The organism is Clostridium sp. B9 (genome assembly GCF_050509515.1).
In the GTDB taxonomy this organism is placed as follows: Bacteria; Bacillota; Clostridia; order Clostridiales; family Clostridiaceae; genus Sarcina.
On sequence record NZ_JBNWKA010000003.1, the window covers coordinates 1 to 14,978 of the forward strand.

The 14,978-nt window shown below is 36.3% G+C and carries 8 protein-coding genes, 6 tRNA genes, 3 rRNA genes and 1 other annotated feature; of the genes, 16 read left to right on the top strand and 1 reads right to left on the bottom strand.

Annotated elements, in window-relative coordinates; all coding sequences use genetic code 11:
• Positions 1-106 precede the first annotated feature (106 nt).
• The 16 genes from ACQZHJ_RS00065 to ACQZHJ_RS00140 all read left to right on the top strand — a co-directional run bounded on the left by ACQZHJ_RS00065 (position 107) and on the right by ACQZHJ_RS00140 (position 14,650).
• A 16S ribosomal RNA gene (locus tag ACQZHJ_RS00065) occupies positions 107-1,621 on the top strand.
• 192 nt (positions 1,622-1,813) lie between these two features.
• Positions 1,814-4,719: ribosomal RNA gene (locus ACQZHJ_RS00070) — 23S ribosomal RNA — on the top strand.
• A gap of 102 nt (positions 4,720-4,821) precedes the next feature.
• Positions 4,822-4,939, top strand: a 5S ribosomal RNA gene (gene rrf, locus ACQZHJ_RS00075).
• Together the 16S, 23S and 5S rRNA genes with 2 tRNA genes alongside form the textbook arrangement of a ribosomal RNA operon.
• A gap of 6 nt (positions 4,940-4,945) precedes the next feature.
• A tRNA-Ile gene (locus tag ACQZHJ_RS00080) sits at positions 4,946-5,022 on the top strand.
• A gap of 5 nt (positions 5,023-5,027) precedes the next feature.
• Positions 5,028-5,103 (top strand) — tRNA-Ala (locus ACQZHJ_RS00085).
• A 264-nt stretch (positions 5,104-5,367) separates the two neighbouring features.
• Positions 5,368-5,871 (top strand): HDIG domain-containing metalloprotein, encoded by a 504-nt coding sequence (locus ACQZHJ_RS00090; protein WP_430483548.1) that lies wholly within the window; start codon positions 5,368-5,370, stop codon positions 5,869-5,871.
• Between the two features lie 117 nt (positions 5,872-5,988).
• Complete coding sequence (locus ACQZHJ_RS00095; RefSeq protein WP_430483549.1) at positions 5,989-8,745, top strand: UPF0182 family protein; 2,757 nt, start codon at positions 5,989-5,991, stop codon at positions 8,743-8,745.
• Between the two features lie 225 nt (positions 8,746-8,970).
• The gene (locus ACQZHJ_RS00100) at positions 8,971-10,365 is read left to right on the top strand and encodes an NAD(P)/FAD-dependent oxidoreductase (RefSeq protein WP_430483550.1); all 1,395 of its coding nucleotides are present in this window, start codon (positions 8,971-8,973) and stop codon (positions 10,363-10,365) included.
• Positions 10,366-10,379: 14 nt separating this feature from the next.
• Positions 10,380-10,613 (top strand): DUF1667 domain-containing protein, encoded by a 234-nt coding sequence (locus tag ACQZHJ_RS00105; protein WP_430483551.1) that lies wholly within the window; start codon positions 10,380-10,382, stop codon positions 10,611-10,613.
• Positions 10,614-10,670: 57 nt separating this feature from the next.
• Positions 10,671-10,876, top strand: a binding site (T-box leader).
• A gap of 184 nt (positions 10,877-11,060) precedes the next feature.
• On the top strand, positions 11,061-12,338 hold the full coding sequence (gene serS / locus ACQZHJ_RS00110; RefSeq protein ID WP_430483552.1) for a serine--tRNA ligase: 1,278 nt from the start codon (positions 11,061-11,063) through the stop codon (positions 12,336-12,338).
• 179 nt (positions 12,339-12,517) lie between these two features.
• Positions 12,518-13,447: a hypothetical protein gene (locus tag ACQZHJ_RS00115; protein ID WP_430483553.1), complete on the top strand. Its 930-nt coding sequence runs from the start codon at positions 12,518-12,520 to the stop codon at positions 13,445-13,447.
• A 182-nt stretch (positions 13,448-13,629) separates the two neighbouring features.
• Positions 13,630-13,720, top strand: a tRNA-Ser gene (locus ACQZHJ_RS00120).
• A gap of 33 nt (positions 13,721-13,753) precedes the next feature.
• Positions 13,754-13,844: transfer RNA gene (locus tag ACQZHJ_RS00125), tRNA-Ser, on the top strand.
• Positions 13,845-14,059: 215 nt separating this feature from the next.
• The gene (locus tag ACQZHJ_RS00130) at positions 14,060-14,326 is read left to right on the top strand and encodes a hypothetical protein (RefSeq protein ID WP_430483554.1); all 267 of its coding nucleotides are present in this window, start codon (positions 14,060-14,062) and stop codon (positions 14,324-14,326) included.
• Between the two features lie 137 nt (positions 14,327-14,463).
• A tRNA-Ser gene (locus ACQZHJ_RS00135) sits at positions 14,464-14,554 on the top strand.
• A gap of 5 nt (positions 14,555-14,559) precedes the next feature.
• Positions 14,560-14,650: transfer RNA gene (locus ACQZHJ_RS00140), tRNA-Ser, on the top strand.
• A gap of 111 nt (positions 14,651-14,761) precedes the next feature.
• On the opposite strand, the gene ACQZHJ_RS00145 is transcribed toward ACQZHJ_RS00140, so the two are convergent.
• The gene (locus ACQZHJ_RS00145) at positions 14,762-14,962 is read right to left on the bottom strand and encodes a hypothetical protein (RefSeq protein ID WP_430483555.1); all 201 of its coding nucleotides are present in this window, start codon (positions 14,960-14,962) and stop codon (positions 14,762-14,764) included.
• Between the last annotated feature and the right edge of the window lie 16 nt (positions 14,963-14,978).

Here is a 14,978-nt window from a genome sequence, read left to right on the forward strand (position 1 = left end):
AAGTCGCTTGAGGGCGACGAAGAAATGGTCTTTGAAAATTAAACAGAAGATATTAACATAAACCAGCAATTCTTTTAACAAGTAATATGAGTATAGATTAAACTTTTAAATTGAGAGTTTGATCCTGGCTCAGGATGAACGCTGGCGGCGTGCTTAACACATGCAAGTCGAGCGATGAAGTTTCCTTCGGGAAACGGATTAGCGGCGGACGGGTGAGTAACACGTGGGTAACCTGCCTCATAGAGTGGAATAGCCTTTCGAAAGGAAGATTAATACCGCATAACATTGAGAGATGGCATCATCACTCAATCAAAGGAGCAATCCGCTATGAGATGGACCCGCGGCGCATTAGCTAGTTGGTGGGGTAACGGCCTACCAAGGCGACGATGCGTAGCCGACCTGAGAGGGTGATCGGCCACATTGGGACTGAGACACGGCCCAGACTCCTACGGGAGGCAGCAGTGGGGAATATTGCACAATGGGGGAAACCCTGATGCAGCAACGCCGCGTGAGTGATGAAGGTTTTCGGATCGTAAAGCTCTGTCTTTGGGGAAGATAATGACGGTACCCAAGGAGGAAGCCACGGCTAACTACGTGCCAGCAGCCGCGGTAATACGTAGGTGGCAAGCGTTATCCGGATTTACTGGGCGTAAAGGGAGCGTAGGCGGACAATTAAGTGGGATGTGAAATACCCGGGCTCAACCTGGGTGCTGCATTCCAAACTGGTTGTCTAGAGTGCAGGAGAGGAGAGTGGAATTCCTAGTGTAGCGGTGAAATGCGTAGAGATTAGGAAGAACACCAGTGGCGAAGGCGACTCTCTGGACTGTAACTGACGCTGAGGCTCGAAAGCGTGGGGAGCAAACAGGATTAGATACCCTGGTAGTCCACGCCGTAAACGATGAATACTAGGTGTGGGGGTTTCAACACCTCCGTGCCGCCGCTAACGCATTAAGTATTCCGCCTGGGGAGTACGGTCGCAAGATTAAAACTCAAAGGAATTGACGGGGCCCCGCACAAGTAGCGGAGCATGTGGTTTAATTCGAAGCAACGCGAAGAACCTTACCTACACTTGACATCCCTTGCATTACTCTTAATCGAGGAAATCCCTTCGGGGACAAGGTGACAGGTGGTGCATGGTTGTCGTCAGCTCGTGTCGTGAGATGTTGGGTTAAGTCCCGCAACGAGCGCAACCCTTGTCGTTAGTTACTACCATTAAGTTGAGGACTCTAGCGAGACTGCCTGGGTTAACCAGGAGGAAGGTGGGGATGACGTCAAATCATCATGCCCCTTATGTGTAGGGCTACACACGTGCTACAATGGCTGGTACAGAGAGATGCAATACCGCGAGGTGGAGCCAAACTTTAAAACCAGTCTCAGTTCGGATTGTAGGCTGAAACTCGCCTACATGAAGCTGGAGTTACTAGTAATCGCGAATCAGAATGTCGCGGTGAATACGTTCCCGGGTCTTGTACACACCGCCCGTCACACCATGAGAGTTGGCAATACCCGAAGTCCGTGAGCTAACGCGTAAGCGAGGCAGCGGCCGAAGGTAGGGTCAGCGATTGGGGTGAAGTCGTAACAAGGTAGCCGTAGGAGAACCTGCGGCTGGATCACCTCCTTTCTAAGGAATACATCTTAGGATAACTAAGATGATAAAAAGAATCTGGATAATATCTCTGTTTAATTTTGAGAGACTATCTCTCAAAATTGTTCTTTGAAAATTGCACATAATAATTTAATTTATAGAAAACAACAAAGCCAAATTGGCAAACCAATTTCTATTCTTTGTAAAATGAGAACTATAACTAATATAGGTCAAGCTACAAAGGGCGCATGGTGAATGCCTTGGCATCAGGAGCCGATGAAGGACGTGATAAGCTGCGATAAGCTTCGGGTAGACGCACATAGTCTGAGATCCGAAGATTTCCGAATGAGGAAACTCACATGGGAAACCCCATGTATCCATAAGTGAATACATAGCTTATGGAGGGTAACCTAGGGAACTGAAACATCTAAGTACCTAGAGGAAGAGAAAGAAAAATCGATTTTCTTAGTAGCGGCGAGCGAAAGGGAAAGAGCCCAAACCGGAAACTTGTTTCCGGGGTTGCGGACATAGCATCAAAGTGGAGGCTATTGTAACTGAAGAGAGCTGGAAAGCTCCACCGTAGAAGGTAATAGTCCTGTAAGTGAAACGAGAAGACCACGAGTTATGATCCAGAGTACCACGAGACACGTGAAACCTTGTGGGAAGCAGGGAGGACCACCTCCCAAGGCTAAATACTACCTGATGACCGATAGTGAAGCAGTACCGTGAGGGAAAGGTGAAAAGAACCCCGGGAGGGGAGTGAAATAGAACCTGAAACCGTGTGCCTACAACCGTTCAAAGCCCCTTATGAGGGTGATGAAGTGCTTTTTGTAGAACGAGCCAACGAGTTACGGTATGTAGCAAGGTTAAGTACTTAAGGTACGGAGCCGAAGGGAAACCGAGTCTGAATAGGGCGACTAGTTGCATGCCGTAGACCCGAAACCGGGTGACCTATCCATGGCCAGGTTGAAGCGAGGGTAAAACCTCGTGGAGGGACCGAACCACGTTGCTGTTGAAAAAGCATGGGATGAGCTGTGGATAGCGGAGAAATTCCAATCGAACCCGGAGATAGCTGGTTCTCTCCGAAATAGCTTTAGGGCTAGCGTCGAGTATGAGTAGTGGAGGTAGAGCACTGAATGGGCTAGGGGGCATAGCGCTTACCGAACCTTATCAAACTCCGAATGCCACATACTATGAGCTCGGCAGTCAGACTGCGAATGATAAGATCCGTAGTCAAAAGGGAAACAGCCCAGATCGTCAGCTAAGGTCCCAAAGTGTAAGTTAAGTGGGAAAGGATGTGAGATTTCTAAGACAACTAGGATGTTGGCTTAGAAGCAGCCACTCATTAAAAGAGTGCGTAATAGCTCACTAGTCGAGAGATCTTGCGCCGAAAATGTAACGGGGCTAAACTTACCACCGAAGCTACGGGCTTGAATTTAATTCAAGCGGTAGGAGAGCGTCGTAATCGGGCTGAAGTCGTACCGTAAGGAGCGGTGGACTGATTACGAGTGAGAATGTTGGCATCAGTAGCGAGATGTGGGTGAGAATCCCACAGGCCGAAAACCTAAGGTTTCCTCAGGAAGGTTCGTCCGCTGAGGGTTAGTCGGGACCTAAGCCGAGGCCGAAAGGCGTAGGTGATGGACAACTGGTTGATATTCCAGTACCACTACCATCGTTATTATCGATGGCGTGACGCAGGAGGATAGTGTGTGCTAGCTATTGGATGCTAGTCTAAGCACTTAGGCAGTGAAAGTAGGCAAATCCGCTTTCATAATGCTGAGGTGTGATGGGGAAGGTTCCACGGAACCGAAGTACATGATTCCACACTGCCAAGAAAAGCGTCTAGAGAGAGAAGTAGTGCCCGTACCGCAAACCGACACAGGTAGGTGAGGAGAGAATCCTAAGGCCGGCGGAAGAATTACAGTTAAGGAACTCGGCAAATTGACCCCGTAAGTTCGCGAGAAGGGGTGCCTACGAGAGTAGGCCGCAGAGAATAGGCCCAAGCAACTGTTTAGCAAAAACACAGGTCTCTGCTAAAGCGTAAGCTGATGTATAGGGGCTGACGCCTGCCCGGTGCTGGAAGGTTAAGGGGAATACTTAGCGCAAGCGAAGGTATGAACTTAAGCCCCAGTAAACGGCGGCCGTAACTATAACGGTCCTAAGGTAGCGAAATTCCTTGTCAGGTAAGTTCTGACCCGCACGAATGGCGTAATGACTTGGGCACTGTCTCAACTGTAAATCCGGCGAAGTTGTAGTGCGAGTGAAGATGCTCGCTACCCGCGATTGGACGGAAAGACCCCGTAGAGCTTTACTGTAGCTTAGCATTGAGTTTTGGTATTGTCTGTACAGGATAGGTGGGAGACTAGGAAACTAGGGCGTCAGCCTTAGTGGAGTCATCCTTGGGATACCACCCTGACAGTACTGAAATTCTAACTGGCGGCCATGAATCTGGTCACAGGACATTGTTAGGTGGGCAGTTTGACTGGGGCGGTCGCCTCCTAAAAAGTAACGGAGGCGCCCAAAGGTTCCCTCAGAACGGTCGGAAATCGTTCGAAGAGTGCAAAGGCAGAAGGGAGCCTGACTGCGACACCCACAAGTGGAGCAGGGACGAAAGTCGGGCTTAGTGATCCGGTGGTACCTCGTGGGAGGGCCATCGCTCAACGGATAAAAGCTACCTCGGGGATAACAGGCTGATCTCCCCCAAGAGTCCACATCGACGGGGAGGTTTGGCACCTCGATGTCGGCTCGTCGCATCCTGGGGCTGAAGTAGGTCCCAAGGGTTGGGCTGTTCGCCCATTAAAGCGGCACGCGAGCTGGGTTCAGAACGTCGTGAGACAGTTCGGTCCCTATCCGTCGCGGGCGTAGGAAATTTGAGAGGAGCTGTCCTTAGTACGAGAGGACCGGGATGGACTGACCTCTGGTGTACCAGTTGTTCCGCCAGGAGCACAGCTGGGTAGCTAAGTCGGGAATGGATAAACGCTGAAAGCATCTAAGCGTGAAGCCAACCTCAAGATGAGATTTCCCATAGCGTAAGCTAGTAAGATCCCTTGAAGAACACAAGGTTGATAGGTCGGGGGTGTAAGCATGGTAACATGTTCAGCTGACCGATACTAATAGATCGAGGGCTTGACCAAATTATAGTAAATTAAATTTGATTATGTGCAATTTTGAAAGAACAAAATCTTTCAAAAAATATGTTGACAAATTCTTAGAAATTTGATAACATAATCATGTCATCTGGTGATGATGTTCTCTAGGGTAACACCCGTTCCCATTCCGAACACGACGGTTAAGCCTTTAGAAGCCGATGGTACTGCACGGGAGACTGTGTGGGAGAGTAGGTGGTCGCCAGGTTAGCATGGATCTTTAGCTCAGTTGGTTAGAGCAACCGGCTCATAACCGGTAGGTCCGGGGTTCGAGTCCCTGAAGGTCCACCATTTTTGGGGGTATAGCTCAGTTGGGAGAGCACCTGCCTTGCACGCAGGGGGTCAAGAGTTCGAATCTCTTTATCTCCACCATAAACTCTAAACTTTTGTTTAGAGTTTTTTTATTTCTTAAAATTAAGTAACATTTCTATATAATCATAATAATTCTAAAAGTTTTCCACATAAAAATAAAAAAACAAACAATTTATCCACAGAAATTGATTAAATTATCTACATATTAACTAAAAGTAGTGGATAAATATATTTACGGAAAGATAATATATAAATATTATCTTTATATGTTATAATTTACAATATTAATATCTTTAATTTAAGAATAGAAGGTGAAATCCTCATATGACTTATCGAATAAAGCAATTCTTATGGGCTATTTCGGCTAGTTTTAAAGATTTGGATTATAAGTATGTAGAAAAATATTTAAATACTTATGAAATTAATTTATTTAAAAGGTTGAAAAAGAGTGAACAGAGTCATTGTATAAAGGTTTCTAAGGATTGTATTAAATTAGCAAAGGATAAAGGCATAGAGTCAAATAAAGAATTAAACTCATTTGCTAGAGTTGGCTTATTACATGATATAGGTAAGTTAGACTATCCTTTAAATGTAGTAACAAAATCTTTTTTAGTTTTAGGAAAAAAGTTATCAAAAAATAAATTAAGTAAATTTCAAAATATAAAAGCGGTTGATATTTACTATAATCATGGTAATAGAGCATTTAAGTATTTAAGGGAAAAAGAATATAATGAAAAGTTTATTGAAGCTATAGAAAATCACCATTACACAGTTACTAAAAAAAACATGTTATTAGAAGTTTTAAAGCAAGCTGATGATATGAATTAAATCAAACTTTTAACTAATTAGTTATATTTTTTTATTTAATATATGAAATATTAAAATAAGTTTTATTTTAATATAGAAAATTTAAAAATAAAACTTAAAATTTAAGGAGGGGAAATTTTGAAAAAAAAGATACTAAATATAGTTCTTATAAGTATCTTGCTTCTAGTTGTAATTTTATTTGTTTCAACTAATTTTATAATTGATATCCAATGGTTTAAAGAAGTAGGATATGTAGAAGTATTTTTCACTAAGTTAGTAGCTGTATGTAAGTTATTTATACCTATTTTTATAGTATATTTTTCTGTTATAGCTATATATTTATTTACTTTAAAAAATAGTATTAAGAATTTAGTTGGAGAATTTAAATTTAAATCTCTAAGAAAATATTTTATACTTTTAAATTTAGGGGTATCTATTTTAGGTGCTGGAGCTACAGCAGCTACTCAATGGTATAAGATTCTTCAATTTACTAATTCAGTACCATTTGGAGAGGTAGATCCTATATTTAATAAAGACATATCTTTCTATGTTTTTAAACTTCCATTGATTCAATCTATTTTTAGTGCTGCTATTTCTTTAATAGTTATTTTAGCTATTATAACAGTACTTATATTTTTAGCCCTTGGTTTTAAAGATAGTTTCCATAGAAGTGATAATGTTATAAGTATTAATAGTAAGACGGATGGAATTAAGAAATTTGCTGGTAAACAGTTGGCTGTTTTAGCATCTATTTTATCATTACTTATAGGTATAGGTTATTTATTAAAGTCTTATAATCTTGTTTATAGTACAAGAGGAGTTGCTTATGGGGCTAGCTATACAGACGTTAATATAACACTTTTATTTTATAAGGTTATAGCTGTGGCTTGCGTAATAGCTTCTATAGTAGTTTTTGTATCAATATTGAAATCTAAGTTTAGACCTATTATTATTTCTATAGCGGCTATAGCTGTTTTAATAGTTTTAGAGCCTATCATAGCAGTTGTTACTCAACAGGTAGTTGTTAAACCTAATGAAATGGAACTAGAAAAGCCATATATAGCTTATAATATTGATGCTACTAAGAAAGCATTTGGAGTAGATAATATTGAAGTTAAAGAAATGGAACCAAATGAAGATTTAACTGCTGATACTTTAGAAAAGAATAAAGATATCATAGAAAATTTAAAGGTTAATTCAACTGAACCATTATTAAGTTTTTATCAGCAAGTTCAGCTTATAAAGAATTACTATGAGTTTAATGATGCTGATACTGATAGATATAATATAAATGGTGAATACACTCAAATATTTATATCTCCAAGAGAGATAAATAGAGATGCTATGACTACATGGCAAAATAAGCACCTTAGATATACTCATGGATATGGAGTGGCTATGAGTAGAGTTAATACAGTTACAGAAGCTGGACAACCAGATTTTGTTATGAAGGATATACCAACTGTTAATAATACCGATATAGGCTTAGAAAATCCTAGAATCTATTTTGGTGAAGGTGATAATGACTATGTTATTGTAAATACTACAGATGGAGAATTTGATTATCCAACGGGTGATACTGAAAATACATTTAATTATAATGGTACTGGTGGAATGAAAATGACTCCTTTGAACAGAGTTTTATTTAGTATTTATGAAAAGAGTCCTAAAATTCTTATGTCTAGTTCAATAACATCAGAAAGTAGAATTATTTTAAATAGAAACATTTCTGAGAGAGTTCAGAAGATAGCACCTTTCTTAACTTATGATAATGATCCATACGTTGTTATACATGATGGAAGATTAGTTTGGATGATAGATGCTTATACAACTTCTGATAAATATCCATTCTCAGAGCCTTATGATGGAATTAACTATATAAGAAATTCTGTTAAGGTTGTTGTAGATGCTTTTAATGGAAATGTAGATTTCTATGTGGCTGATGAAAGTGACCCAATAATACAGAGTTACTCAAAGATATACAAAGGTTTATTTAAGTCTGTAAGTGAAATGCCAGAGGAGTTAAAAGAACACTTTAGATATCCTCAAAACTTATTTGAACTACAAAGTAAGGTTTTAACTAAGTATCATGTAGATGATCCTATTAAATTATTTACAGAAGAAGATTTATGGGATAGATCTTTAGAAATAGTTAAAAATGGAGGAGAAGCTTCAAGTGAGGAAGTTAAAAATGGAGATTCCATTTTCACTAATACTACAGAGGGGTCTATTGATGAAAATTCTAATGAAGGATTATACTTAATGACTAAATTACCAGGTGAAGAAAATATTGAAATGATGCTTTTAGATTACTTCAATATGAAAGGTAAGCAAAGTATGGTAGCTCTTCTTGGAGCAAGAATGGATGGAGATAACTATGGAGATTTAGTTATGTACAAGTTCCCTCCACAAAGGACGATATACAGTCCAATTCTATTTAAAAATAGAATACAACAGGATCCTAATATATCTAAGGAGATAAGTCTTTGGGCTGGTAAAGGTTCTGAGGTTATATATGGGGATATTATTATAGTTCCAATAGAAGACTCACTATTATATTTAAATACAATTTATTTAAAAGCTTCTTCAGAAAATAGTATGCCAGAGATGAAGAGGGTTATACTTTCTAATGGAGATAAAATAGTTATAGAAGAAAATGTTGAGAAAGCATTAGAAAAGTTATTTAATTATACAAGTTCAGAAGGTGATGGAACCGATTCAGAGGGTAGTACAAATGAAGGGACAGATATTATACCTTCAGGCGGAGTTAAGGAGGCTGCTGACTTATTTAATAAAGCTACGGAAGCTCAGAAAAATGGAGACTGGGCAGCTTATGGTGAATATATAAATAAGCTAGGAGACATTTTAAATAATTTATCTAAAGAGACAGAATAATATTTGTTTTAATAATTATAGAAACAAAATAAATTTTTAATTTATATTAAATTAAGAGTAATTTTTAAATATTTGTTTTAGAAATAAAAATTTCTAATTAATGATTATTTTAATTACTCTTATTTTTTATTGCTTTAATTATAAATTTTTTTATATTTACATTAGTTATAGGTATTTATGTTATAATTTTTAGTGGAATATATCTAAGAGCTAGGGGTGAAACATATGGATTATGATGTGTTGATATTAGGTGGAGGAATCATAGGATGCTCTGTTGCATATGAGTTGTCAAAATATAATTTAAATATAGCTCTTATAGAGAAAGATTTTGATATAGCAGATGACGTTTCCTTTGTTAATACAGCAATTATATATGATGGTTCTGAATGTAAGGATAATTTAATGAGTTATTTAGAAAACATGGGAAATATGATGTTGCCTGAAATAACTAAGAAGCTGAATGTTCCATTTAAAAGGGTAGGACATTTAACCATAGCTGATAATGAAGAGACAGTTAGAATTATTGAGGAGAATTATAAAAGAGCTAAATCTAGAGGAATAGAAAATATTTATCTAGTTGATGAAGAGAGAGCAAGAGAAATAGAGCCTAATTATAAAGGTGAAATAAAGAAAGCTATGTACTCAGAAAATATAGCTGTTACAAGCCCGTATGATTTAGCTATTGGATTTGCTGAAATAGCTTATGATAATGGAGTAAGCTTTAGACTTGAGGAAATAGTTTTAGATATTCAAGGTATAGCAAAAGGCTTTAGAGTAACTACGAATAAAAATAAATTTACTTGTAGATTTGTTATAAATACAACTCCAGGTGAACATTATACTATAGATCAAGATAAAGACTATGAACAAGAGAATGCTTTAAAGACATATTATTTATTATTAAATGATGAAATAAAAGAGAAAACTTCAAATATAGTTGTTAAGCTTAAGAATGAAGAGGAATTTATTATTCAAAAGAATACTGTTAATGGAGATACATTAATAGGCATAAATGCAAATCATTCTTTAGGATTTATGAAATCTTTAAAGCTTGCTAAGGAAATGATAAATAGTATAAGTAGAAAGCATGTTAAGGATATTTTCTATGATAATCATAGCAGAGACAGAATGATTATAGATGACAGTAGAAAGAATAAAGGATATATAAAAGTTATGGGAAAACACTATGGTGAGGTTACTATAGCACCTGCTGTGTCTAAAATAATATGTGATGAGATAATAGAAAAATTAAACTGTAGTTCAAATAAGAACTTTATAGATAAAAGAAGAGAGTTTTATAGATTTAGAGAGCTTTCAGATGATGAAAGAAATGAACTTATTTCTTTAGATAAAAGATACGGAAAAATGGTTTGTGTATGCAATGATATAAGTGAAGGTGAGATTGTAGACTGTATTAGACGTCCTCTAGGTGCAAGAACTGTTGAGGGGGTTAAGAGAAGAACAGGAGCTACTTTTGGAACTTGTCATGGAGCTTATTGTATAAGTAAAATTATAAATATATTAGCTAGAGAGCTAGACAAAAAGCCAACTGAGATTGTTGAGGATTCAAAAAATTCTAAGGTTTTAGCATCTAGAATTAAAGAATTTGATAGTGTTTAAAAGGGGTGATTTTAATGCATAAGGATATATTCACTAGTGTTGTAAGAGTTAGAGGTTCTAAAAAGTATAATGTAGTACCTGTAAAAAGTAGCAAACCAGTTGAAATTTCTAAGTGGATTGAATTTTCGAATGTATTAAGTAGATTATATGTTGGGGTCCCTACGGAGAGTGGAAATATAGTCTGCAAGAATATAATGAATACAGGTGTAGATATTGTTTGCACAAAAAATCTACCAAAAGATAGTTAAGAATTGACAAAAAGTATATATTACAGTATATTTTTTATATAATATGTTTAATTTAATATTAAACCTGTGAGCAGGCTAGTAATGAGATATATTGATTTCAGAGAGTTAGTGGTTGGTGTGAACTAACACAGTGTTTTCATGAATCCACCTGTGAGGGACTGTGATGAGCAGTACGGAATTAACCGTTAAAGTTTTTAAGAGGATAAAATCTATTTTAGGTTTTATCAATTAGGGTGGCAACGCGGAGTCTTTTCGTCCCTTTTTATAGGGATTAGAGGCTCCTTTTTTATATACTTTTTTAGAAAAAGTATATAGATTCCATACTAATATTAAAAAATATGTAGTGTTAAAATATCAATTTAAGTAAATAAAAATGTTTAAGTTAAAACAGTAATTACTTAAAATTATGATTAATATAAAGTTTGAGTTTTGAAAGGAGAATAGAAAATGTTAGATTTAAAAAAATTAAGAAGTAACACTGAAGAAGTGAAAAAAGCCCTAACTAACAGAGGAGAAGATTTCGATGTAACAGTTATAGATGAAGTTATAGCTTTAGACGAAGAAAGAAGAAAAATATTAGTTGATGTTGAGGCTTTAAAAAAGAAAAGAAATGAAGTTTCAGCTGAAATTCCAAAGAGAAAAAAAGCTGGAGAAGACGTTACAGAAGTAATGGCTGAGATGAGAGAAATAGGAGATAAAATCAAAGCTGATGACGCTAGAGTAGCAGAATTAAATGATAAAATAAACTACATCATGCTAAGAATTCCTAATATACCAAATCCAGCAGTTCCAGAGGGTGAAACTGATGAGGATAACGTTGAAATAAAAAGATGGGGAGAGCCTACTAAGTTTAACTTTGAGCCAAAAGCACACTGGGATTTAGGAACTGATTTAGATATTTTAGACTTCGAAAGAGGTGGAAAAATAGCTGGTTCAAGATTCACTGTTTACAAAGGAAATGGTGCTAGATTAGAGAGATCAATAATAAACTACTTCTTAGATAAGCACACATTTGAAAATGGATATAGCGAAGTTTTACCACCATACATGGCAAATAGAGATAGTATGACTGGTACTGGTCAGCTTCCAAAGTTTGAAGAGGATGCTTTCAAAGTAGAAAACAATGGATACTTCTTAATACCAACAGCTGAGGTTCCTGTAACTAACATGTATAAGAATGAGACTTTAGATGGAGATAAACTTCCTATAAAGCATGCTGCATATAGTGCTTGTTTCAGAGCAGAAGCAGGTTCAGCTGGTAGAGATACAAGAGGTCTTATAAGACAACATCAATTCAACAAAGTTGAGTTAGTTAAGTTCTGTAAACCAGAAGATAGTTATGAAGAATTAGATAAATTAGTTCAAGATGCTGAGTCAGTATTACAAGGCTTAGGATTACCATATAGAATAGTTAGAATATGCAAAGGTGATTTAGGATTCACAGCTGCATTAAAATATGATATAGAGGTTTGGATGCCAAGCTACAATAGATATGTTGAGATTTCAAGTTGTTCAAACTTTGAAGATTTCCAAGCTAGAAGAGCTAACATCAAGTTCAAAAATTCACCAAAAGAAAAACCTCAATTCGTTCATACATTAAACGGATCAGGGGTTGCTATTGGAAGAACTGTAGCTGCTATCTTAGAAAACTATCAACAAGAAGATGGTTCAGTAGTTATACCAGAAGAATTAAAACCATATATGAGATGTGATGTTTTAAAATAATATCTAAAAATAAATAATTTATTTTAGGGTAATTGGTTTTATGAATCCAAGAAAGTTTTATTAAAATTTTCTTGGATTTATTTTTTTATAAAATTATGTAAAAATGTATTTTATTGTGTCACAAAATGATTGCTTAACATATTATAAATTAGGTTTAAATTTGAGTGAGGTGTATTAAATTGGATAAATATAGACATAGATATGATTGGGATAATTGTGAGTGTGATTCAAAATGTAAGTGCTGTAAGCCATGTTGCAAGCCACCATGTGATTACGAACCACCTTGTAAGCCATGTTGTAAGCCACAATGTGATTGCAAACCACCTTGTAAGCCATGTTGCAAGCCACCATGTGATTGCAAACCACCTTGTAAGCCATGTTGCAAGCCACAATGTGACTGTAAACCACCTTGTAAGCCATGTTGCAAGCCACCATGTGATTGCAAACCACCTTGTAAGTGTTGTTGTAAGCCACCGTGTGATTGCAAACCGCCTTGTAAGTGTTGTTGTAAGCCACCGTGTGATTGCAAACCACCTTGTAAGTGTTGTTGTAAGCCACCATGTGACTGTAAACCACCTTGTAAGCCATGTTGCAAGCCACCATGTGATTGCAAACCACCTTGTAAGTGTTGTTGTAAGCCACCATGTGACTGTAAACCACCTTGTAAGCCATGTTGCAAGCCACCATGTGATTGCAAACCACCTTGTAAGTGTTGTTGCAAGCCACCATGTGATTGCAAACCGCCTTGTAAGTGTTGTTGCAAGCCACAATGTGATTGTAAACCACATTGTAAGCCATGTTGTAAGCCACCATGTGATTGCAAACCATCTTGTAAACCATGGAGGCCAGATCATGAGTTAGAACCTTATGAATATAGACGACCAGATTATATGACAGAAGAATTTAATAAAGATATAGATGATAGAATGGTTGGAGCAAGCGAAATTGAGCTTGAAATAGAAGAATTAGAGAAAATAATTGCAATGTTAAGAGAAGAGAAAGATATCATTTTAAATTTAGATAAAGAATTAAATAATGAGTTAGAAGAGTTAGATGAAGAAATGTTTGATAAACTAAATCAAGAATTCTATGATTTTGATGACTTCTAATACTGATAAATTTTAGTTAGACATTATAAGATATTATTGATTATAAACAATGTGTATAGTTGGTAATATCTTATAATTTATATATAGAGAGGCTTACAAATTTTTATGTAGGGCTTTTTTATTTTTTTATAAAAAAGTGTTGACATATAATAATAGCGTTGATATAATAATTTACGTACCGCGGAGAGATGGTCGAGTTGGTTTAAGGCACCGGTCTTGAAAACCGGCGTGCGTGTGAGCGTACCATGGGTTCGAATCCCATTCTCTCCGCCATTTTTTTTACGCAAATTTAAAATGGGATATTATGGAGAATTACTCAAGTGGCTGAAGAGGCTCCCCTGCTAAGGGAGTAGGTCGGGCAACCGGCGCCCGGGTTCAAATCCCGGATTCTCCGCCAAAAGCATCTAGTAAAAACTAGATGCTTTTATTTTTATAAAAAAATATATAAATTAAAACTTTTGATTTACTTTATTGAGAATTTTAGTTACACTTCTTTATGGTAAATAAAATATTAGAGTTATTTTGTTAATATAAAGTTTATACATAATATAAGTTTATTTTTAAATTAAATTGTATAATTTAGATATATGATTTTTATTGGGAGGGGATAGTTTGAAAGGATCATCAGGACCAGTTAAAGCAAAAAAGAAAAAGAAATCTATGGCATATACACTATCTTTATATATGGGGTGGAGTAGTATTTTTGCAGCTTTATATTTCTTTTTAATAGGATTACCTTTTGCAATTCCAGGGTTGATAGCAGGGTATATAGCAGTTAAGAAACATAATGAGGGAAAGTTTCCATTAATATTAAATATAATAGGGTTTGTATTAACGGTAATCACTTGGATACTATTTATGAAGGTACCTTTACAATAAGAGATTCAAGGCTATTTATAGTAATTTGATTACATAATAAAAAAAGATACTATTTTTTATTATTTTAGTATCTTTTTTTATAAAAAAGTAGTTGACATATAAAAAAAAACTGATATAATAATATTTGTGTGATACATGGAGAGATGGTCGAGTTGGTTTAAGGCACCGGTCTTGAAAACCGGCGTGCGTGTGAGCGTACCATGGGTTCGAATCCCATTCTCTCCGCCACAAGTGGAGAATTACTCAAGTGGCTGAAGAGGCTCCCCTGCTAAGGGAGTAGGTCGGGCAACCGGCGCCCGGGTTCAAATCCCGGATTCTCCGCCAAAAGCATCTAGTTTTACTAGATGCTTTTTTATTTTTTAATGAAAAATAACTACCTACTAAGTAGGTAGAAAAATAAAAAAGCATTTCACATCTTAATTTATTGATACAATATTATTCCGTTAAATTCTTATTTAAACTATTTCTTTTTGAAAAATCATGTTCTCTAAGACATTCCTTAATTAATAGTTTTAAATTTTCATTATCTTCATCAATAATTTCAAATATAATTTCCTTTAATATTTTCTTTAAGAATAGTTTTAATAAAATATAAAGCACACATATGATAAATATTACATATATAAATGAATACATTGGACACCTCCTTATA

What these genes read in the sequence shown, in the direction of transcription:
- ACQZHJ_RS00105 (WP_430483551.1), top strand. Translation starts at nt 10,380, where the DNA reads ATGCATAAGGATATATTCACTAGTGTTGTAAGAGTTAGAGGTTCTAAA.
- ACQZHJ_RS00145 (WP_430483555.1), bottom strand. Translation starts at nt 14,962, where the DNA reads ATGTATTCATTTATATATGTAATATTTATCATATGTGTGCTTTATATT.
- ACQZHJ_RS00090 (WP_430483548.1), top strand. Translation starts at nt 5,368, where the DNA reads ATGACTTATCGAATAAAGCAATTCTTATGGGCTATTTCGGCTAGTTTT.
- ACQZHJ_RS00100 (WP_430483550.1), top strand. Translation starts at nt 8,971, where the DNA reads ATGGATTATGATGTGTTGATATTAGGTGGAGGAATCATAGGATGCTCT.
- serS (WP_430483552.1), top strand. Translation starts at nt 11,061, where the DNA reads ATGTTAGATTTAAAAAAATTAAGAAGTAACACTGAAGAAGTGAAAAAA.